The organism is Streptomyces venezuelae, from assembly GCF_008642275.1.
GTDB lineage: Bacteria > Actinomycetota > Actinomycetes > Streptomycetales > Streptomycetaceae > Streptomyces > Streptomyces venezuelae_E.
Genome location: NZ_CP029189.1, coordinates 4,958,640 through 4,978,367 on the forward strand (window position 1 = coordinate 4,958,640; position 19,728 = coordinate 4,978,367).

The window sequence follows — 19,728 nt, forward strand, 5'->3', positions numbered from 1 at the left end:
GGATCGATCCGGCGGGGCCTTCGGAGTGCGGGTCGGGCTCAGCAGCAGCGGAAGCCCTCGCGGGGGTCCGCCTCGCGGGCGTCCGTACGGGCGCGTTCGAAGGCGCGGCGGGTGAGGACCTCCGCGTCCGGGTCGTGGGAGCGGGCGTGGGCCACGTACCGGTCGTACGCGGCCTCCCCCGAGAACTCCCGTACGTAGAACCGGGCCCGGGCCAGCACGCTGCGTACGGTGCTCACGCCACGGGCTCCTTGACCTGCCCGCCGCCGGAGTCGGGGCCCGCGGCCGCGAGCTCCGCCCGTTCCTCGGCGGTCGCGATCAGCCCGGCCGGGGCGACGATCTTCGACTTGGTCCACGGGGTCTCGGAGAGGGTCGCCGACCCCGGGTCGCGGACGGCCTTGAGGCAGGTCCGGGCCGCGTCCGCGAGGACGACGATGATCAGGGCGGCGAAGAGGGCGCACAGGACGCCGTCGACCGTGGCGTTGGTGACGATCGTGTGCATGTCGTCCATGTTCTTCGCGGGAGCCAGCACCTTGTCGGCGTCGATGCCCGCCTGGTACTTGTCGCGCTGGGCGAAGAAGCCGACCTTCACGTCGTCGGAGAAGACCTTCTGGTAGCTCGCGGTGAGGGTCACCGTGGCGTCCCAGACCAGCGGGACTCCCGTCACCCAGGCCCACTTGAGCCGGCCGGACTTGACCAGCAGCGTGGTGCAGACGGCCAGGGCGACCGCGGCGAGCAGCTGGTTGGCGATGCCGAAGAGCGGGAAGAGCTGGTTGATGCCGCCCAGCGGGTCCTTGATGCCGACCCACAGGAAGTAGCCCCACGCGCCGACCACGATCGCGCTCGCGAACCACACGCCGGGCTTCCAGCTGACGTCCTTGAAGGACTTGTGCACGTTGCCGAGGGTGTCCTGGAGCATGAAACGGCCCACGCGCGTGCCCGCGTCGAGCGTCGTCAGGATGAAGAGCGCCTCGAACATGATCGCGAAGTGGTACCAGAAGGCCTTCATCCCGGCGCCGCCGACGACGGAGGAGAAGATCTCCGACATTCCGAGTGCGAAGGTCGGCGCGCCACCCGTGCGCGAGAGCAGGCTGGCTTCTTCGACGTCCTTGGCGGCCTGGGCGAGCAACTCGGGGGAGATGGCGAAACCGAAGTTGGACACCGCCTGGGAGGCCGACTCGACCGTGGTGCCGATGATGCCGGGAGGCGAGTTCACCGCGAAGAAGAGGCCGGGCTCGATGATGCAGGCCGCGATGATCGCCATGACGGCGACGAAGGACTCGGTCAGCATGGCGCCGTAGCCGATCATGCGGACCTGGGTCTCCTTCTGGATCATCTTCGGGGTGGTACCCGAGGAGACCAGGGCGTGGAAGCCGGAGAGCGCGCCGCACGCGATGGTGATGAAGACGAAGGGGAACATCGACCCGGCGAAGACCGGCCCGTCGCCGCGGGCCGCGAAGTCGGTGACCGAGGGCATCTTCAGGGTGGGCATCGCGACGACCACGCCGATGGCGAGGAGCGCGATGGTACCGACCTTCATGAAGGTGGAGAGGTAGTCGCGGGGCGCGAGCAGCATCCACACCGGCAGCACCGATGCCAGGAAGCCGTAGACGACCATCCAGATGACCAGCGTCTCCTTCTCCAGGGTGAAGGTCCCGGCGAAGGAGGACTCGGCGACCCAGCCGCCCGCGACGATGGCGAGCAGCAGCAGCGCGACGCCGATGACGGAGACCTCGGTGACCCGGCCCGGACGCAGGACGCGCAGGTAGAAGCCCATGAAGACGGCGATCGGGATGGTCATGCCGATGGAGAAGACGCCCCAGGGCGAGTGTGCCAGGGCGTTGACGATGACCAGGGCCAGCACCGCCAGCAGGATGATCATGATGGCGAACACGGCGACCAGGGCGGCGGCGCCGCCGACGGGGCCGATCTCGTCCCGGGCCATCTGGCCGAGCGAACGCCCGTCGCGGCGGGTGGAGAAGAACAGCGTGACCATGTCCTGGACGGCCCCGGCGAAGATGACGCCGGCGACGATCCAGATGGTGCCCGGCAGATAGCCCATCTGCGCGGCGAGCACGGGCCCGACGAGCGGGCCGGCGCCGGCCACGGCCGCGAAGTGGTGGCCGAAGAGGACCCGGCGGTCGGTGGGGTGGAAGTCGACACCGTTGTCGAGGCGTTCGGCGGGGGTGGCCCGGGTGGCGTCCACCTTGAGGACGCGGTCCGCGATGAAGCGCGCGTAGAAGCGGTAGGCGATCGCGTACGAGCCCAGTGCGGCGGCGAGCAGCCAGGCGGCGGAGATCTCCTCGCCGCGCGAGAGCGCCAGCACGCCCCAGCCGATGGCGCCGACGAGTCCGACGAGCACCCACGCGGCGACGGACCGGGGAGACGGCGAGCCCGACGCGCTGCCCGGACTCGCCGTGTCCCGTTCTGTCCCTGTTGCTTCCGGTTCAGGCATGACCTCGTCCCCTCGTCGATCATCTGCGTAAGCGCAGGGAATCTACGGGGGATTGCCCGCTGAACGTAAGACCCCGTCCGCATTCCGGTATGTGAAGGAATTACGGATACGGGGTCCGGCGGACCGGGTCGGGCGGGGTCGGACGGTCCAGGTCAGACGGCGGGGCGCTTGAGGCGGGCCACGAACTTGTACCGGTCGCCCCGGTAGACGGAGCGCACCCACTCCACCGGTTCGCCGTCGCGGTCGATCGAATGGCGCGAGAGCATCAGCATCGGCAGCCCGACGTCCGTGCCGAGCAGGCCAGCCTCGCGCGGGGTGGCCAGCGAGGTCTCGATCGTCTCCTCGGCCTCGGCGAGGTGGACGTCGTAGACCTCGGCGAGGGCCGTGTAGAGGGAGGTGTACTTGGCGAGCGAACGGCGCAGGGCGGGGAAGCGCTTGGCCGACAGGTGCGTGGTCTCGATGGCCATCGGCTCGCCGCTGGCCAGGCGCAGCCGCTCGATCCGCAGCACCCGGCCCCCGGTGTTGATCTTGAGCAGGCCGGCGAGGGTGTCGTCGGCCGTCACGTAGCCGATGTCGATGAGCTGCGAGGTCGGTTCCAGACCCTGGGCCCGCATGTCCTCCGTGTACGAGGTGAGTTGCAGCGCCTGGGAGACCTTGGGCTTGGCGACGAAGGTGCCTTTGCCCTGGATCCGCTCCAGTCGTCCCTCTACGACCAGTTCCTGGAGGGCCTGCCGGACGGTGGTCCGGGACGTGTCGAATTCGGCCGCGAGCGTGCGCTCCGGCGGCACCGGTGTGCCGGGCGGCAGTGTCTCGGTCATGTCGAGCAAGTGCCGCTTGAGCCGGTAGTACTTGGGAACGCGAGCCGTGCGGGTGGCTGCCCCGCCGTCCGGCTCCGTGGTCGCCCCTTCGGTGGCCATCGCCGCCCGCCTTCCCGACTCCAGTTTCGCTGCCGTCACCGGCTCCTCCGATATGTGCGGTCACATCGTGACACGAGTGGGGGGACAGGCCTTCTCTCTCCCCAGGTGTCGGTCCGATAACGGACCGGGCACCCGCTCATTAGACCCTTGACACCCCTAAAGGTCTAGGCCAAGCTCCAGCTACTGGTCTAAACCAATATGGATCAGATCCCGGCCCCACGGCAGTACTTCGCGTATGTCACCGCGGCGGGCGAGGGAAGTGCAGGCAGCATCCCTGAGGAGGGTGGCGTGAAGCGCAAGCTCATCGCGGCGATCGGTGTCGCGGGCATGATGATCGGCCTGGCGGCGTGCGGTGACTCCGACGGCAAGGGGGGCGACGGCAAGGCCTCCGGGGCGAAGGAGCTCACCGTCTGGCTGACGGTGGATGCTCAGAAGAACTGGCCGGAGCTGGTCAAGGCGGCCGATGACGCCGTCGTCGCGAAGTACCCGGGCCTCACGGTCAAGCACGAGTACTACGGCTGGCCGGACAAGAACGCCAAGCTGGATGCCGTGCTCGCCACGGACAAGGCGCCGGACGTTGTCGAGATGGGCAACTCCGAGATGATCGGCTACATGTCGACCGGCGCCTTCGCCGAGGTCGACCCCTCGAAGTTCGAGAACTCCGCCGCGTGGCTGGACGCCCTCAAGGAATCCGTCACCTACGACGGCAAGACCTACGGTGTCCCCTACTACGCCGGTGGCCGCGTCGGCACCTGGCGCAAGGACATCGCCGGCGAGGCGGGCGTCACCGCCGCCCCGAAGACGTGGGCCGAGTACACCGCCGCCCTGGACAAGATCCAGGCCGCGAAGGGCGACAAGTTCAGTGCCCTGTACCAGCCTTCTCCCGACTGGTACGCGGCGATGTCGTTCGTGTACGACGCCGGCGGCGCCATCGCCAAGAAGGACGGCGACAAGTGGAAGGGCACCCTGTCCTCCCCCGAGTCGCTGAAGGGGCTGAAGCAGTACAAGGAGCTCCTCGACAAGTACATGCACGCCGACAAGACCAAGGACGAGTCCGACCGTCCGGTCGTCTTCGGCCAGGGCAACTCCGCTGCGATCTTCGCCGCCGCCTGGGAGGGCAGCACCGCCGCGACCCCGGAGAACGACAAGGTCGGCGGTCTCACGGACAAGCTGGAGAACTTCGTCCAGCCCGGCCCGAACGGCAAGAACCTGCCCGTCTTCCTCGGCGGTTCGGACCTGGCCATCCCGGCCAAGTCCAAGGCCAAGGACGTGGCGGCCGAGTGGATCAACGTCTTCACCGGCGCCCAGGGCCAGAAGGGCCTCATCGCCAAGGGCAACCTGCCCAACAACAAGACGGACCTCGGTCCGCTGAAGGCCGACCCGAAGACCCAGGTCGCCGCCACCGCGGCCGAGTCCTCCTGGTTCGTGCCGACCGCCTCCGGATGGGGCCAGATCGAGAAGGCCAAGATCCTCCAGACGATGCTCCGGGACCTCGGCACCGGAAGCAAGTCGGTCGAGGACGCGGCCAAGGCCGCCGACTCCGAGATCGACAAGGTCATCAACACCAAGTGACCTGATGCCGGCAGGGCCCCGCCGAACGGCGGGGCCCTGCCGCCGGTCCAGAGAGGGACTCCCGAGGAGCGCGCGATGAGTGCCGCACAGACAACCACCGCCGACCTGCCGCCGGCGAAGCAGAAGACTTCCCCCGGAGCGGGCAGAGCACGTGCCGGTACGCCGGGCACGCCCCGCCGGAAGGGGCCCGGCGCGGCCCCCTGGCTGCTGTTGGCGCCGTGCCTGCTGATCATCGTTCTCATCATGGGATACCCGCTCTTCAGACTGGTGTCCCTCTCCTTCCAGAACTTCGGCAAGTCCGAGCTCTGGGGCTTCAAGGAAGCCGAGTTCGTCGGCTTCGACAACTTCTCGAAGGTCCTGGGCGACGGGGAGTTCTGGGCGGTCGTCGCACGCACGGTGGTCTTCGCGGCGGGTGCGGTCATCCTGACCATGGTCATCGGCATGCTCATCGCACTGCTGCTGCAGAAGGTGTCCGGCTTCGTGAAGATCCTCATCAGCGTCGCCCTCGTGGCGAGCTGGGGGATGCCCATCATCGTCGCCACCGCCGTCTTCAAGTGGCTCTTCGACGCCGACTACGGCGTCCTCAACTACTTGATGAGCAAGCTGCCCGGCGTGGACATGATCGGCCACAACTGGTTCGCCAGCGGCCCCCAGGGCCTCGCGGTGATCATGCTCCTGGTCATCTGGGGCGCGGTGCCCTTCGTGGTCATCACCCTGAGCGCCGGCCTGACACAGGTGCCCAAGGAACTGGAGGAGGCCGCGCGCCTCGACGGAGCCGGCGCCTGGGGCGTGTTCCGCCACGTGACCCTCCCGATCCTGAAGCCGATCATCGTCATGCTGACGACCCTCTCGGTGATCTGGGACATGGGCGTCTTCCCGCAGGTCTTCGTGATGCGCAACGGCAACCCCGAAGCCGAGTTCCAGCTGCTGACCACCTACTCGTACCAGCAGGCCTTCGTGGTCAACGACTACTCGGGCGGCTCCGCCATCGCCCTGGTGACCGTACTGCTGCTGCTCGGGGTGGTCGCCGTCTACATGCGTCAGATGCTCAAGATCGGAGAGGTGGAATGACCTCGACCACCGCGCCCGTCGCGCCGCTCAAGCAGAAGACGAAGTCCAAGCTCGGCTGGAACCTCCTCGGGCTGCTGGTCTTCGTGACGATGGGCTTCCCGGTCTACTGGATGCTCAACACCGCGTTCAAGCCGGCCAAGGACGCGATCGACCCGAACCCGCGGTTCTTCCCGACGAACTTCACCTTGGACAACTTCAGGCGGGCCCTGGAGATCTCCGACTTCTGGGGTCCCGTCGGACGGAGCCTGATCGTCTCGCTCGTCGTGGTGGTCATCGGCATCGCCGTCGGCATGCTGGCGGCCCTGGCCATCTCCCGGTTCGCCTTCCGGGGCCGCAAGATCGTGATCGTCGGCATCCTGGCGGTCCAGATGATCCCGCTGGTCGCGATGATCATCCCCGTCTTCCTGCTGCTGAACGACCTCGGGCAGTACGACAAACTCAGCGGCCTGATCATCACCTACCTCACCTTCATCCTCCCCTTCACGGTGTGGACCCTGCGCGGCTTCATCGTGAACATCCCCAAGGAGCTGGAGGAATCGGCTCAGGTCGACGGCTGCACCCCGACCGGCGCCTTCATCCGGGTGGTCTTCCCGCTCCTGGCCCCCGGCATGGTGGCCACGTCCGTGTACGGCTTCATCCAGGCGTGGAACGAGTACCTCTACGCCCTGATGCTGATGAGCCAGCAGAACCAGACGGCCACGGTGTGGCTCGGGAACTTCACCACCAAGCACGGCACCGAGTTCGCCCCCATGATGGCCGGCTCCACCATGATGGCGGTCCCGATCGTCGTCCTGTTCCTCATCGTCCAGCGCAAGATGGCAGCGGGCCTCACCGCCGGCGCCGTGAAGGGATGACGGCCCCATGACTGTTCTCGCGCACCGCACCGATACGGTCACCCGGGACGCCCTCGCCGTCCTCCAGCCCGGCTTCGAGGGCACCACCGCCCCCGAATGGCTGCTCCGGCGGGTCGGCGAAGGCCTCACCGCCGTCGGCCTGTTCGGCCGCAACATCGCCTCGCCCGAGCAGCTCGCCGCGCTGACCGCGCAGCTGCGCACCGAGCGCGACGACGTGCTCGTCGCCATCGACGAGGAAGGGGGCGACGTCACCCGCCTGGAGGTACGCGGCGGCTCGTCCTTCCCCGGCAACCTGGCCCTCGGCGCCGTCGACGACACCGGTCTCACCCGGGACGTGGCCCGCGAGCTGGGCCGCCGCCTCGCCGAGTGCGGGGTCAACCTCAACTGGGCGCCGTCCGCCGACGTCAACTCCAACCCGGACAACCCGGTGATCGGCGTACGGTCCTTCGGCGCCGACACCCACCTGGCCGCACGCCACACCGCCGCCTACGTCCAGGGCCTGCAGGCCGCCGGCGTGGCCGCGTGCACCAAGCACTTCCCGGGCCACGGCGACACCAACGTCGACTCGCACCACGCCCTGCCGCGCATCGACGTGGACCTGGACGTCCTCCAGGCCCGCGAACTCGTCCCCTTCAAGGCGGCGATCGAGGCCGGCACCAAAGCCGTGATGAGCGCGCACATCCTGGTGCCCGCCCTCGACCCGACCCGCCCGGCCACCCTCAGCCCGCAGATCCTGACGGGCCTGCTGCGGGGGGAGCTCGGCTACGAGGGCCTCATCGTCACCGACGGCATGGAGATGAACGCCATCGCCGGGACCTACGGGATCGAGCGCGGCTCGGTCCTGGCGATCGCGGCCGGCGCCGACGCCATCTGCGTCGGCGGCGGACTCGCCGACGAGGCCACCGTCCTGCGGCTGCGCGACGCACTGGTCGCGGCCGTCCGCGAGGGGGCACTGCCCGAGGAGCGCCTCGCCGACGCCGCCGCCCGCGTCCGCGCGCTCGCCGCATGGACCCGCGGAGCCCGGCCGGACGCGCAGCCGGAGGGGAGCCGCGCGTCCGGCATCGGGCTGACGGCCGCCCGCCGTGCCGTGCTCGTCACCGGCTCGACGAAGCCGCTCACCGGGCCCTACGTCGCCACGCTCGCGCCCGTCGCGAACATCGCGGTGGGGGACGAGACCCCGTGGGGAGTGGCGGCGGAACTCGCCGAGCTGCTCCCGGGCACCGGGTCGGGCGTCTTCCCCGAGGGCTCCTCGGCCGGGGACGTCCTGGCGGCGGCGGGGGACCGTACCGTCGTCGCGGTGGTCCGCGACGCGCACCGGCACCCCTGGATGACCGAGGCCCTCGACGCGCTCGTCGAGGCCCGGCCGGACACGGTCGTGGTCGAGATGGGCCTGCCGCGGACGGAGCCTCGCGGGGCGCTGCACATCGCCACGCACGGAGCCTCGCGCGTCTGCGGCCGTGCCGCCGCCGAGGTGATCGCGGGAGCCTGATCCCGCCCGGAACCCCTGACCAGGGCCACGGCCCCCGCTCCGGCCACCTCCGGGGCGGGGGCCGTCGGATGTGGCTCGGGGCGCCGTACGGCCGGGGGCCGGACGCCCCGTCAGGGTGTCCGGCCCCCGGCCGTACGTGTGCGTGCGGGTCCTACAGCCCCTGCCAGGAAGGCTTGTTGGCGTAGGTGTGGCGGAAGTAGTCGGCCAGCTTCAGCTTCGAGGCGGCGGCCTCGTCCACGATCACGGTGGCGTGCCGGTGCAGCTGCAGCGCGGAGGCCGGGACCAGCGCGGACAGCGGGCCCTCGACGGTCTGCGCGACGGCCTCGGCCTTGCCCTCGCCGGTGGCCAGGAGGACCAGGTGGCGGGCGTCGAGGATGGTGCCGATGCCCTGGGTGATGACGTGGTGCGGCACCTGCTCCAGGTCGTCGTCGAAGAAGCGCGCGTTGTCCACGCGGGTCTGCTCCGTCAGCGTCTTGATGCGGGTGCGGGAAGCGAGTGAGGAACAGGGCTCGTTGAAGCCGATGTGGCCGTCCGTGCCGATGCCCAGCAGCTGGAGGTCGACGCCGCCGGCCTCGGCCAGGGCACGGTCGTAGGCCTCGCACGCGCCGACGACGTCCTCGGCCGAACCGTCGGGGCCCATGAAGGAGGCCTCGGACAGACCCAGCGGCTCGACGACCTCGCGGAGCACGACCGCGCGGTAGGACTCGGGGTGCCCGGCCGGCAGGCCGACGTACTCGTCGAGCTGGCAGATCCGGGCCCGGGAGACGTCGACCTGCCCGGCGCTGGCCTTGGCGGCGAGGGCCGCATAGACGGGCAGCGGGGTAGAGCCGGTCGCCACGCCGAGCAGGGCGTCGGGCTTGCGCCGCACCAGGGCGGCCATGGCCTCCGCGATGAGCTCGCCGCCTGCCTTGGCGTCCGGGACGATGACAACTTCCACGACGGGCCTGCCGATCTGGAGTGGGTCGGGTGGTATAGACCAATCTAGCAGAGGTCACCCCTGCGGCGGGGGCCTCTCCGTCATCCGGAGAACCTTCAACGTCTTGGTTGCCCTGTCTACAACTCCATTCTCCTTTACGGTGGTTTATGTAGGTAAAACATGGTATGTGCGATTGGAGTGGTCGTCATGGGCAGGCACACCACCTATGCCTTCGAGACCTACAGAGCTGTCGCGGATGCCGGTCGCGCCGAGGTCCTCGCCGCGACCACCTCCCCCTTCCAGATCGAGGTCCGGTTCGTCGGAGGGCTGACCAGCGGCCAGCGGGACGTCTTCGCCCAGGCCGCCGAACGCTGGGCCCGGGTCATCGTCGGTGACCTGGAGACCGCGATCGTCCGTGACTTCACGGGCGACGTCGTCATCGACGACCTCTTGATCGACGCCGAAGGCGTGGCGATCGACGGTGTCTTCGGCACGCTCGGGGAGGCGGGGCCGATCCGCTTCCGGCGGGATACCGCGGTCACCGGAGCGCGCCTGCCCGCCACGGGCATCATGCGGTTCGACAAGGCCGACCTCGGCCAGATGGAGGACGACGGCTCGCTGCTCGACGTCATCACGCACGAGATGGGCCATGTGCTGGGGATCGGGACCGTCTGGAGCATCTTCGGCCTGCTGAAGGACTTCCCCGGACCCAACCCCACGTTCGTCGGCCCCGGCGCCATGAAGGAGTTCGGCGACCTCATCGGAGCCGGGCAGCCCACTCCCGTGCCGGTCGCCAACGTCGGCGGTGCGGGAAGCGCCGGCGGCCACTGGCGGGAACGGGTCTTCGGCACCGAGCTGATGTCGCCGAACATCGGGGGCCCCGGCAATCCGATGAGCAGGCTGACCGTGGCGAGCCTCGGGGACCTCGGCTACCAGGTCGACCTCGATGCCGCGGAGCCCTACGCGCTTCCCGACCCGCTCGTCATCGCCATGGGCGGCCCCGGCGAGTCCGCGGCCCCGAGGGGCGTCATGCTCCCGACCGTCCCCAGCAGCATCCCCGCCGACCGGCCCTGAACGGCGACCCCCGCCGGGTCCGGCCTCGGCGGTCTCTTTCGGATCTTGCCGGGCGACAAGATCCGAAAGAGACGACCTAGATCAGCGCCAGCTGCAGGCCGCCCGTCGCGTCCAGGTGCTGTCCCGTCACCCAGCGGGAGTCCGGCGAGGCCAGGAAGGCCACCACGTCGGCGACCTCCTGGGCCGTGCCCACCCGGTGGAAGACGGAACGGGCGGCCAGGTGGGCCCGGGTCGCCTCGTCCGCGAGGAGGTCCGCGTTGAGGTCGGTCTCGGTGATGCCGGGGCCGACCGAGTTCACGGTGATCCCGCGCGGCGCCAGCTCCGCGGCCAGTGACCGGGTCAGCGCGTTCGCGGCGCCCTTGGCCATGACCGTGGCCAGGATGGCCGGCAGGGCGATGTCGGGGGTACCAGTCACGTTCACGATCCGGCCCCCGTCGCGCAGCCGCTCCAGCCCGTGCTTGATCACGAAGAACGGCGCCTTGGCGTTGAGCGCGTGCACCCGGTCGTAGGTCTCCTCGTCCGTGTCCCCGATCCCCGCGAAGGCCGCCGCCCCGGCGTTGTTGACCAGGATGTCCACGCCCTCGGTGTGGTCGGGATGGGCCGCGTACGCGGCCCAGAGGGCCTGCGCGTCACCGGGGACGCCGAGCTCGGCCCCGACGGCGAAGGCCCGTCCGCCCGACGCGCCGATCGCCGCGACCGTCTCCTTCGCCGCCGCCGCGTCGCGTCCGTAGTGCACCGCCACGAGCGCCCCGTCCCGTGCCAGCCGCTCCGCCACGGCCCGCCCGATGCCGCGGCTCCCGCCGGTGACCAGTGCCGTCTTCCCCTTGAGCACGCCCATGACGCGCCCCCCTCCGATATTCGCTAGTGGTCGCTACAGAAGTGAACGTACCAGATTCCCTAGCGGCCGCTATAGAATGCGGGCATGGTGACCGGACAGCGCGGCAGACCCCGTTCCTTCGACCGCGACGCCGCTCTCGACAAGGCGATGCTCGCCTTCTGGGAGCGCGGCTACGAGGCCACCTCCATCGCCGACCTGACCGCCTCGCTGGGCATCAGCGCCCCCAGCCTCTACGCGGCCTTCGGCGACAAGCGCAAGCTCTTCGACGAGGTCGTGGTGGTGTACGGCGGCCGGTACGGGGACTTCGCGAGCGTGGCCCTCGCCGAGGAGCCGACGGCCGGGGCCGCCGTCGCCCGCATCCTGCGCGAGGCCGCCGAGGTCTACACCGACCCGGCCCACCCGCCGGGCTGCATGGTGATCAGCGCCGCGATCAACACCACCTCGGACGAGGTGGCGCAGGCGCTGCGCGAGCGCCGCAACGCCAATCTGCTCATGTTCGAGAGCCGGATCCGGGCCGACGTGGCCGGTGGCGTGCTGCCCGCGGACACGGACGCGCGGGCGCTGGCCCGGTACGCCGGAGCGGTGCTTCAGGGGATGTCCCAGCAGTCGCGCGACGGGGCGAGCCGGGAGGAGCTGGAGGCGGTGGCGGAGCGGGCCCTGCTGGCCTGGCCCACGGCCTGACCGGCCGGGGTTCCGGGGTCCGGGTGTGCCACCCGGAGCGCACCCGCGCGTCTTCGCGGAGGAGTTCCTCTGGGCCACGGTGCACGACGGGACCCTCGACCCGCCCGGCACCGTAGCCCGGAGTACTTACGGCCGACAGGTGTGCGGTTCCCGACGGCCGGTGGAGGAGCCTGCGCGGTCAGGGCAGAGCGCGCGGCTTACCTCGATCCGTCCTCCTGTGCGGGGAGGGCGGAGGTTCTGAAATCAATTGTGGACTAGACCATTCTGTTCTGTCCATCCAATGACAGGGCCTGGAAACCCGTCACTTCCTCCAACAGTACGCGGCCTGCGCCCCCCTTGGATACTCCTGAGTACCGCCGTGGGGAAAGTCATGGCACGTACCCGGGGTACGCTCGCAAGGTGCCCTCCATGAACGATCTCGTACGCCAGCACACCGCTCTCGGTGAAACCGACCTGGAGTGGCTCCACCTGCTGGTCTCGGAGTGGCAGCTGCTCTCCGACCTGTCCTTCGCCGACCTCGTCCTGTGGGTGCCGACCCTCGACGGCACGCGGTACGTCTCGGTCGCGCAGATGCGTCCGAACACCGGCCCGACCTCGTACCAGGACGACATGGTCGGCCATCTGGTGCCGCGCGGCCGCCGCCCGCTGCTGGACGCCGCCCTCGACGAGGGCCGGATCGTGCGCGAGGGCGACCCCGAGTGGCGCGAGGAGGTGCCGGTCCGCGTCGAGTCGATCCCCGTCCGCCGCGAGGGACGGGTCCTGGGCGTGATCGCGCGCAATACCAATCTGCTCACTGTGCGTACACCGAGCCGGCTGGAGCTGACCTACCTCCAGTCCGCCTCCGACCTGGCCCAGATGATCGCGGCGGGCTCCTTCCCGTACCCCGGCCAGCAGGTCGACATGGACGCCTCCCCGCGCGTCGGGGACGGCCTGATCCGCCTCGACGCCGAGGGCGTGGTCACCTACGCCTCGCCGAACGCGCTCTCCGCCTACCACCGGCTCGGCCTCGCCTCCGACCTCGTCGGCCAGCACCTGGGCAAGACCACCGCCGAACTCGCGCCCTCCCGCGGACCGGTGGACGAGGCCCTGGTCAAACTCGCCAGCGGCTGGGCCCCCCGGGAGACCGAGGTCGAGGGCAACAGCGGGGTCATCCAGCTGCGCGCCATCCCGCTCAAGCCGAAGGGCACCCGGATCGGCTCCCTGGTGCTGTGCCGCGATGTGACGGAACTGCGTCGTCGCGAACGTGAACTGATCACCAAGGACGCGACCATCCGGGAGATCCACCACCGGGTGAAGAACAACCTCCAGACCGTGGCCGCGCTCTTGCGGCTCCAGTCCCGCCGGATGGATTCGCCGCAGGGCCGCGAGGCGCTGAACGAAGCCGTTCGCCGTGTCGGATCGATCGCGATCGTGCACGAGACGCTGTCTCAGAACCTCGACGAGCGGGTCGAGTTCGACGAGATCGCCGACCGGGTCATCGCGATGGTCTCGGAGATCTCACCGGGCAAGGTCGACTGCCGACGCACCGGCAGGTTCGGGATCCTGGACGCGGAGGTCGCCACTCCGCTGTCGATGGTGCTGACCGAGATCCTGCAGAACGCACTTGAGCACGCCTTCACCCAGGGGGAGCGGGGCACCGTGGAGGTGGCCGCCATCCGCACCGGAACCGGCCGTGCCGACGGCCGGCTGCTGATCACCGTGCTCGACGACGGCAGCGGTCTGCCCGAGGGATTCGATCCCCAGCGGGCCGGCAACCTCGGGCTGCAGATCGTCCGGACCCTCGTGGAGGGCGAGCTCGGCGGCACCTTCGACATGCTCCGGGCCGAGCCGCGCGGCACCAAGGTCGTCCTCGACATCCCGTCCAGCCCGCAGAAGTAGCAGCGCAGTCGTGACTCAGCGTGACGACCGGTGTCGCGCCCCGCGTCACGCCCCGCACAGCACTGAGCCCCGGACCGAATGATTCGGTCCGGGGCTCAAGAGCACGTTGCTGAGCGCTTGTTCGGTTACTACGCGCTGCGCGTCGAGGCTCGAAAGTCGTTGTCAGGCGCTGGCGTTGCGCGCCCGGTTGCGAGCGGCGCGGCGCTTCATGGCGCGGCGCTCGTCCTCGCTGAGACCGCCCCAGACGCCGGAGTCCTGACCGGACTCGAGCGCCCACTGCAGGCACTGCTCCATGACGGGGCAACGGCGGCAGACGGCCTTGGCTTCCTCGATCTGCAGCAGCGCAGGACCGGTGTTGCCGATGGGGAAGAAGAGTTCCGGGTCTTCCTCACGACAAACGGCGTTGTGACGCCAGTCCATGGCTGCTCCATCTCCTTGTATTGCGGGCAAGTTGCTTGTGAATGTGAACGCTTTCACGAATCCCCCCGTGAGGGAAGCGCGACCGCCCGGTTTCACGCGGGTGATCAGTCAGAGATTCGTGGAGGGGTTCTGGCGGTCTGTGTGGGTGCCGGGTGCTGCGGGCTGTCCCGATCGCCATGAAGAGATTCGCAAACCTCGGACGGGGATACAACCCCTTCCGGAAAGTTTTTTTTGATTCGTCGGTGTCTACTAGGTCACAGCCCTACATCGTGAGGGTGGACCGACGTGTAAACGTTCGAGTGAAAGGCCTCCGGGCCGTTCCACTCACACAATCACACGCAGTGCACGGCGTACGCCTGTGAACCGAACGCTGGTGCGCAGTCCGAGGTGATCGCCGTCCATCTGGAAGGGAAGCGGAACCTTCGAATGCAAGGTGAAGTCGGTCAGATCGTGCAGAGACACCGCGTGCTTGCCGTGTGGACCCCGCTCAGGAGTGGAGGTCAGGAGCTGTGTCGCGTACCGCGCGACCGCCGGAGTTGACAAACGGTCCAGGGCCAATACGTCAAGCGCAGTATCGAACGAGGCTTCGGGGGAGGCGTAAAGCGGACGATTCCCCAGATACGTCCACGGTGACGTATTGCACACTATCGACAGCACCAGATCGGTCACCGGGTCCGCGCCGGGGCGCTCCAGCGTGACCGTGCCGTGACGCCGGTTCGGCTCCTCCCAGAACTGGCGCATCAGCTGTCGCACGTACAGGGCGTGCGTCGAACGCTTGCCGCGCTCGCGCTGCTGCTCCACCCGGCCCACCACACCCGCGTCGAAGCCGAAGCCCGCGCAGAAGGTGAACCAGCGGGCCGGGACCGACTCGTCCTCCGTACCCGGGGTGCCGGCCGCCAGTCCCAGACCGACCGTCCGCTCGCGCTGCTCCCGCAGTGCGTCGAGCAGGGCGCCGGTCGCCTCGACCGCGTCGTTGGGCAGTCCCAGGGCGCGCGCGAACACGTTGGTGGAGCCGCCGGGCACCACCGCGAGCCGCGGCAGCCGATCCGGATCGGGCCCGTTGTGCAGGAGCCCGTTGACCACCTCGTTGACCGTGCCGTCGCCACCGAGGGCGACGACGAGGTCGAGCCCCTCGTGCGCGGCCTTGCGTCCCAGGTCCCGCGCGTGCCCGCGGTACTCGGTGGTGACCGCCTCCAGCTTCATCTCGCTGGCCAGGGCGTGGGTCAGGACGTCGCGCGTGCGCGCACTGGTGGTCGTCGCTGCTGGGTTGGCCACGAGAAGTGCACGCATGAGCGCCAGACTACCCACCCCTTCGAAGGCCGACCCTACTGCCCGTCCCCTCCGGGGTCAGGAGCGCGCCGCTACCCTGCTGGAGTGAGTAAGAAGCAGCCCGCGAACGCCCCCGCCCCCGCCGCCGTCCCGACCGCCGCGCTGCCCGGCCGGCTGACCGCGGCCGCCGCGCTCACCGCCCTGGAGGGCCTGGCCCTGGCCGGCCTCGGGCTCTACATGCTGTTCGTGGGGATCGCCGGTGACCCCGACTCCCCGCAGCAGGCGGAGACGGGCGGGATCACCCTGCTCGCACTCGCCGCGCTGCCGCTGATCGCGGCCCGGGGTCTGCGCCTGGGCCGCCGCTGGAGCCGTGGCCCGGCCCTCATCACCCAGCTGATGGCCCTGCCGGTGGCCTGGACCCTCTACAGCACCGGCGGCGCGATGATCGCCGCCGCCGTGGCGCTGGCCGTGGCCGCGTCGGCCGTCGTCGTGCTCCTGGTGAATCCGACGGCGACCGAGGCTCTGGGTATCGGGCCCGGGGAGCAGGCCCGATAACCGGTCGTCCGGTTCTTCCCGCGCTCGCCTACTCCTCGACGAGGAGCTTGTCGCGGAGCTGGGCCAGAGTGCGGGCCAGCAGCCGGGAGACGTGCATCTGGGAGATGCCGACCTCCTGGGCGATCTGCGACTGGGTCATGTTGCCGAAGAAACGAAGCAGCAGGATCCGCTTCTCCCGCGGCGGCAGGCCCTCCAGCAGCGGCTTGAGGGACTCGCGGTACTCGACGCCCTCCAGGGCCTCGTCCTCCGCGCCCAGGGTGTCCGCGACCGCCGGCGACTCGTCGTCGGTGTCCGGGACGTCGAGCGAGAGCGTGCTGTAGGCATTGGCCGATTCCAGCCCCTCCAGGACCTCCTCCTCGGAGATCCCGAGCCGCTCGGCCAGTTCGTGCACCGTGGGGGAGCGGCCGTGCTGCTGGGACAGTTCGGCCGTGGCCGTCGTCAGCGAGAGCCGCAGCTCCTGCAGACGGCGCGGCACCCGCACCGCCCAGCCCTTGTCGCGGAAGTGGCGCTTGATCTCGCCGACCACCGTGGGCGTGGCGTACGTGGAGAACTCGACCCCGCGGTCCGGGTCGAACCGGTCCACCGACTTGATCAGGCCGATCGTCGCGACCTGCGTCAGGTCGTCGAGCGGCTCGCCGCGGTTGCGGAAGCGCCGCGCCAGGTGTTCCACCAGCGGCAGGTGCATCCGTACCAGCCGGTTGCGCAGCTCGGCCTTCTCCACCGACCCGTCGGGCAGCGCCCGCAGCTCGATGAACAGGGCCCGGGCGCCGCTGCGGTCGCGCGGATCCGGCAGCGCCGGGGTCGCGGCGAACGCCGGCACCGGCACCGCCACGGGGGCCTCGGCCCCGGCCTCGGCTCCCGTGGTGGCCGGCCGGTCTGGTTGTGGTTGTTCCTGCTGGTTCTCGCTCATAGGGCCCGCCCGTCGCTCCGCCGAGTCCAAAAAGCCGTCTTCCGCATCCGCGTCAGCCGGGTGCGGCCGGGCGTGCTGCTGTTGCGGGATGCCGCCGTCGACCTCGTGCCGTACCCGGGGCCGATCCCCGCCCCGCACCGGGATCTCCCCGCCGCTCACGCCGGGCCTGGTCCCGCGCCGCGCTGTTTGTAGAGGCTGATGCTCACCGTCTTGTTCTCCTCGACCGTGGCCTCGACCTTGCCGGCCAGGGCCGACAGGACCGTCCACGCGAACGTGTCACGCTCCGGTGCGCGCCCGTCGGTGGTCGGCGCCGAGACGGTCACCTCCAGCGAATCGTCGATCAGCCGGAACACGCAGCTGAGGACGGAGCCCGGCACGGCCTGCTGGAGCAGGATCGCGCAGGCCTCGTCCACCGCGATGCGGAGGTCCTCGATCTCGTCGAGGGTGAAGTCCAAACGTGCCGCGAGGCCGGCCGTGGCCGTCCGCAGCACCGACAGGTAGGCACCCGCAGCGGGCAGCCGGACTTCCACGAAGTCCTGAGTCCCGGGCTCGCCTGCGATCTGGGACACCCTCACCTCCAAGGTGGTACGAGCTCTGTTCGCCGGTGACGCTATCGCGATCCGGGCGATCGTGTCGCGGCACCCCTCTAGGTGCCCGCTTCGAGCACCCCGCCTGCGAGCCAGTGACTGATGGTAAGCCCATGGGTACGCACAGTGGCTAGGGGTCTGCGGGGCCCAAATCAGGGGAACCGGCGGAGGGTTGAACTACCCCGCTTCAGACGATCGAACCGTCGACAAAACACCAGCGCCAGGTCTCACCCGGTTCGAAGCTCCGCATCACCGGATGTCCGGTCTCCTGGTGGTGCGCCGTCGCATGCCGGTGGGGCGAGGAATCACAGCAGGCCACCTGCCCGCACACCAGGCACATCCGCAGCTGGACGGGGTGGCTTCCGAGGGCCAGGCACTCGGGGCAGGTGTGGTGCGAGGGCACCGGTTCGGGACGCGGCAGTTCGGCAACGTGGGTGCACTCGCTCATCGCATTCTCCTTGTACCGGAACCCCGGCCTTCAGTCTCGGGGCGAACCGCGCGCACGGGCCGGAGCTGCGATGCAGCGGAGTGTCGATGCGTCACGCTTTGACCGGAGCTTGATCTCGTACAGAATACGTTCCCGCCGTGCGAGTCATGGGGATCTCCTCGGCCAAGCCCGCGCGTTCGGGGCGAGCGGCCGACGATTGAGGTGGATCTTCGATGGAGGTATTGCCGCTGGTGGCGCTGATCGCCGGCAGCGCGGCCGTCGCGGGGCTGGCCCGCCGGACCCCGGTGCCCGCGCCGCTGCTGCTGGTCGCCGCCGGTCTGCTGGCCGGCTACGTGCCGGGGGTGCCCGCCTACACGCTCGACCCGCACATCGTGCTGCCGTTGCTGCTCCCGCCGCTGCTCTACACGGCCGCCGTGGACAGCTCGTACCTGGACCTGCGCGCGAACATCCGGCCCATCGCGATGCTCTCGGTGGGCTACGTGCTCTTCGCGACGCTCGCCGTCGGGTACGCGGCGTACCTGCTGGTGCCGGGGCTCTCCGTGCCGGTCGCGCTGGTGCTGGGCGCGGTGATCGCCCCGCCGGACGCCGTCGCCGCCACCGCGATCGCCCGCAAGCTCCGGCTGCCGAACCGGATCACGACCATCCTGCAGGGCGAGTCCCTGGTCAACGACGCCACCGCGATCACCGCCTACAAGGTGGCCCTGGCGGCCGCGGTCGGGGTGAGCGCCGGCTGGGCGGGCGGGGTCGCGGAGTTCCTGCTCGCCTCGGTCGGCGGTATCGGCGTGGGCCTGCTGCTGATGGTGCCGATCCACCACCTGCGCACCCGGCTGAAGGAGCCCCTGCTCCAGAACACGCTGTCGCTGCTGATCCCCTTCGTGGCCTACGCGGCCGCCGAGCGGGTGCACGCCTCCGGGGTGCTCGCGGTGGTCGTCGTGGCGCTGTACCTCGGGCACCGGAACTGGCAGGTCGACTTCGCCACCCGGCTCCAGGAGGAGGCGGTGTGGAGGGTGGTCGCCTTCGTGCTGGAGTCGGTGGTCTTCGCGCTGATCGGGCTGCAGCTGCCCGTGGTCCTCAAGGGGCTCGGCGAGTACGACGGCGTCCACGCGGCCTGGTACGCGATCGCCGTGTTCCTGGCGGTGGTGGTGGCCCGGTTCCTGTGGGTGTTCCCGGCGACCTTCGTGCCCCGCTGGATGTCGCCGCGGATCCGGGACCGGGAGCCGGAGACCGACTGGAAGGCCCCGGTGATCGTCGGATGGGCCGGGATGCGCGGCGTGGTCTCGCTGGCCATCGCCTTCTCCGTGCCGATGTCGGTGCCGCACCGGAACCTGATCCTCTTCCTGACCTTCACCACGGTCATCGGGACGCTGGTGGTGCAAGGGCTGACGCTGCCGCCGCTGATCCGGGCGCTGAAGCTGCCGCCGAAGGACGTGCAGGCCGAGACCCTGGCGGAGGCGCAGGCACAGTCCGAGGCCTCGCGGGCGGCCGAGGAGCGGCTGGCGGAGCTGCTGGAGGAACCGGAGAACAGCACGCTGCCGCCGCCGCTGGCGGACCGGCTGCGGACGGTCATGGAGCGTCGGCGCAACGCGGTGTGGGAGCGGCTGGGCGAGGTCAACCCGGAGACGGGGGAGTCGGCGGACGACGTCTACCGGCGGCTCGCGCGGGAGATGATCGCGGCCGAACGGGAGGTCTTCGTGACGCTGCGGGACCAGCGGCGGATCGACGACGAGATGCTGCGGGCGCTCCTGCGCAGGCTGGACCTGGAAGAGGCCGCGGCCTACCGCGAGGAGGGCTGAGCGC

The 19,728-nt window shown here is 70.0% G+C and carries 19 protein-coding genes; 9 read left to right on the plus strand and 10 right to left on the minus strand.

Going from position 1 to position 19,728, the window contains the following annotated elements:
- Positions 1 to 38: 38 nt before the first annotated feature.
- From DEJ51_RS22240 to DEJ51_RS22250, 3 genes are all read right to left on the minus strand, one after another.
- Positions 39 to 236, minus strand: a complete 198-nt coding sequence (locus DEJ51_RS22240) for a YbdD/YjiX family protein (RefSeq protein ID WP_030016682.1) — start codon at positions 234 to 236, stop codon at positions 39 to 41.
- Entirely contained in the window at positions 233 to 2,452 is a 2,220-nt protein-coding gene (locus DEJ51_RS22245) for a carbon starvation CstA family protein (RefSeq protein WP_223835931.1), read from the minus strand. Before DEJ51_RS22245 ends, DEJ51_RS22240 begins: the two co-directional genes overlap by 4 nt.
- Positions 2,453 to 2,604: 152 nt before the next feature.
- Entirely contained in the window at positions 2,605 to 3,369 is a 765-nt protein-coding gene (locus tag DEJ51_RS22250; protein ID WP_150262080.1) for a GntR family transcriptional regulator, read from the minus strand.
- Positions 3,370 to 3,657: 288 nt separating this feature from the next.
- Here DEJ51_RS22250 and DEJ51_RS22255 point away from each other — a divergent pair, with 288 nt between their 5' ends.
- The 4 genes from DEJ51_RS22255 (at position 3,658) to DEJ51_RS22270 (ending at position 8,355) form a co-directional block, all read left to right on the plus strand.
- Positions 3,658 to 4,941 carry an extracellular solute-binding protein gene (locus DEJ51_RS22255; RefSeq protein ID WP_150259159.1) on the plus strand — a complete coding sequence of 428 codons (1,284 nt, stop codon included), beginning with the start codon at positions 3,658 to 3,660 and terminating at the stop codon, positions 4,939 to 4,941.
- A 75-nt stretch (positions 4,942 to 5,016) separates the two neighbouring features.
- A complete protein-coding gene (locus tag DEJ51_RS22260; RefSeq protein WP_150259160.1) occupies positions 5,017 to 6,012 on the plus strand; it encodes a carbohydrate ABC transporter permease in 996 nt (331 codons plus the stop codon).
- Positions 6,009 to 6,866: a carbohydrate ABC transporter permease gene (locus DEJ51_RS22265; RefSeq protein WP_150259161.1), complete on the plus strand. Its 858-nt coding sequence runs from the start codon at positions 6,009 to 6,011 to the stop codon at positions 6,864 to 6,866. Before DEJ51_RS22260 ends, DEJ51_RS22265 begins: the two co-directional genes overlap by 4 nt.
- Before the next feature lie 7 nt (positions 6,867 to 6,873).
- Positions 6,874 to 8,355 (plus strand): glycoside hydrolase family 3 protein, encoded by a 1,482-nt coding sequence (locus tag DEJ51_RS22270; protein ID WP_150259162.1) that lies wholly within the window; start codon positions 6,874 to 6,876, stop codon positions 8,353 to 8,355.
- Positions 8,356 to 8,506: 151 nt separating this feature from the next.
- Here the strand turns inward: DEJ51_RS22270 and nagB are convergent, their stop codons facing one another.
- Positions 8,507 to 9,292 carry a glucosamine-6-phosphate deaminase gene (gene nagB, locus DEJ51_RS22275; RefSeq protein WP_150259163.1) on the minus strand — a complete coding sequence of 262 codons (786 nt, stop codon included), beginning with the start codon at positions 9,290 to 9,292 and terminating at the stop codon, positions 8,507 to 8,509.
- Between the two features lie 186 nt (positions 9,293 to 9,478).
- On the opposite strand from nagB, the gene DEJ51_RS22280 reads away from it, so the two are divergent.
- Complete coding sequence (locus DEJ51_RS22280) at positions 9,479 to 10,345, plus strand: leishmanolysin-related zinc metalloendopeptidase (protein WP_223835932.1); 867 nt, start codon at positions 9,479 to 9,481, stop codon at positions 10,343 to 10,345.
- 76 nt (positions 10,346 to 10,421) lie between these two features.
- Here the strand turns inward: DEJ51_RS22280 and DEJ51_RS22285 are convergent, their stop codons facing one another.
- Positions 10,422 to 11,183 (minus strand): SDR family oxidoreductase, encoded by a 762-nt coding sequence (locus tag DEJ51_RS22285; protein WP_150259165.1) that lies wholly within the window; start codon positions 11,181 to 11,183, stop codon positions 10,422 to 10,424.
- 84 nt (positions 11,184 to 11,267) lie between these two features.
- Here DEJ51_RS22285 and DEJ51_RS22290 point away from each other — a divergent pair, with 84 nt between their 5' ends.
- A complete protein-coding gene (locus DEJ51_RS22290) occupies positions 11,268 to 11,864 on the plus strand; it encodes a TetR/AcrR family transcriptional regulator (RefSeq protein ID WP_150259166.1) in 597 nt (198 codons plus the stop codon).
- A 408-nt stretch (positions 11,865 to 12,272) separates the two neighbouring features.
- On the plus strand, positions 12,273 to 13,742 hold the full coding sequence (locus tag DEJ51_RS22295) for a sensor histidine kinase (protein WP_150259167.1): 1,470 nt from the start codon (positions 12,273 to 12,275) through the stop codon (positions 13,740 to 13,742).
- A gap of 162 nt (positions 13,743 to 13,904) precedes the next feature.
- On the opposite strand, the gene DEJ51_RS22300 is transcribed toward DEJ51_RS22295, so the two are convergent.
- The gene (locus tag DEJ51_RS22300) at positions 13,905 to 14,162 is read right to left on the minus strand and encodes a WhiB family transcriptional regulator (protein ID WP_003953983.1); all 258 of its coding nucleotides are present in this window, start codon (positions 14,160 to 14,162) and stop codon (positions 13,905 to 13,907) included.
- 324 nt (positions 14,163 to 14,486) lie between these two features.
- Positions 14,487 to 15,452 carry a diacylglycerol/lipid kinase family protein gene (locus tag DEJ51_RS22305; RefSeq protein ID WP_150259168.1) on the minus strand — a complete coding sequence of 322 codons (966 nt, stop codon included), beginning with the start codon at positions 15,450 to 15,452 and terminating at the stop codon, positions 14,487 to 14,489.
- An 84-nt stretch (positions 15,453 to 15,536) separates the two neighbouring features.
- Between DEJ51_RS22305 and DEJ51_RS22310 the strand changes: the two genes are divergently transcribed.
- Positions 15,537 to 15,986, plus strand: a complete 450-nt coding sequence (locus tag DEJ51_RS22310) for a hypothetical protein (RefSeq protein WP_150259169.1) — start codon at positions 15,537 to 15,539, stop codon at positions 15,984 to 15,986.
- A 28-nt stretch (positions 15,987 to 16,014) separates the two neighbouring features.
- Here the strand turns inward: DEJ51_RS22310 and DEJ51_RS22315 are convergent, their stop codons facing one another.
- The 3 genes from DEJ51_RS22315 to DEJ51_RS22325 form a co-directional block, all read right to left on the minus strand.
- Entirely contained in the window at positions 16,015 to 17,040 is a 1,026-nt protein-coding gene (locus tag DEJ51_RS22315) for an RNA polymerase sigma factor SigF (RefSeq protein WP_411757396.1), read from the minus strand.
- Between the two features lie 11 nt (positions 17,041 to 17,051).
- Positions 17,052 to 17,465, minus strand: a complete 414-nt coding sequence (locus tag DEJ51_RS22320) for an anti-sigma regulatory factor (protein WP_033218654.1) — start codon at positions 17,463 to 17,465, stop codon at positions 17,052 to 17,054.
- Positions 17,466 to 17,670: 205 nt separating this feature from the next.
- Complete coding sequence (locus tag DEJ51_RS22325; RefSeq protein WP_150259170.1) at positions 17,671 to 17,931, minus strand: UBP-type zinc finger domain-containing protein; 261 nt, start codon at positions 17,929 to 17,931, stop codon at positions 17,671 to 17,673.
- Between the two features lie 212 nt (positions 17,932 to 18,143).
- On the opposite strand from DEJ51_RS22325, the gene DEJ51_RS22330 reads away from it, so the two are divergent.
- Positions 18,144 to 19,724 (plus strand): Na+/H+ antiporter, encoded by a 1,581-nt coding sequence (locus tag DEJ51_RS22330; protein WP_150259171.1) that lies wholly within the window; start codon positions 18,144 to 18,146, stop codon positions 19,722 to 19,724.
- Positions 19,725 to 19,728: the final 4 nt, after the last annotated feature.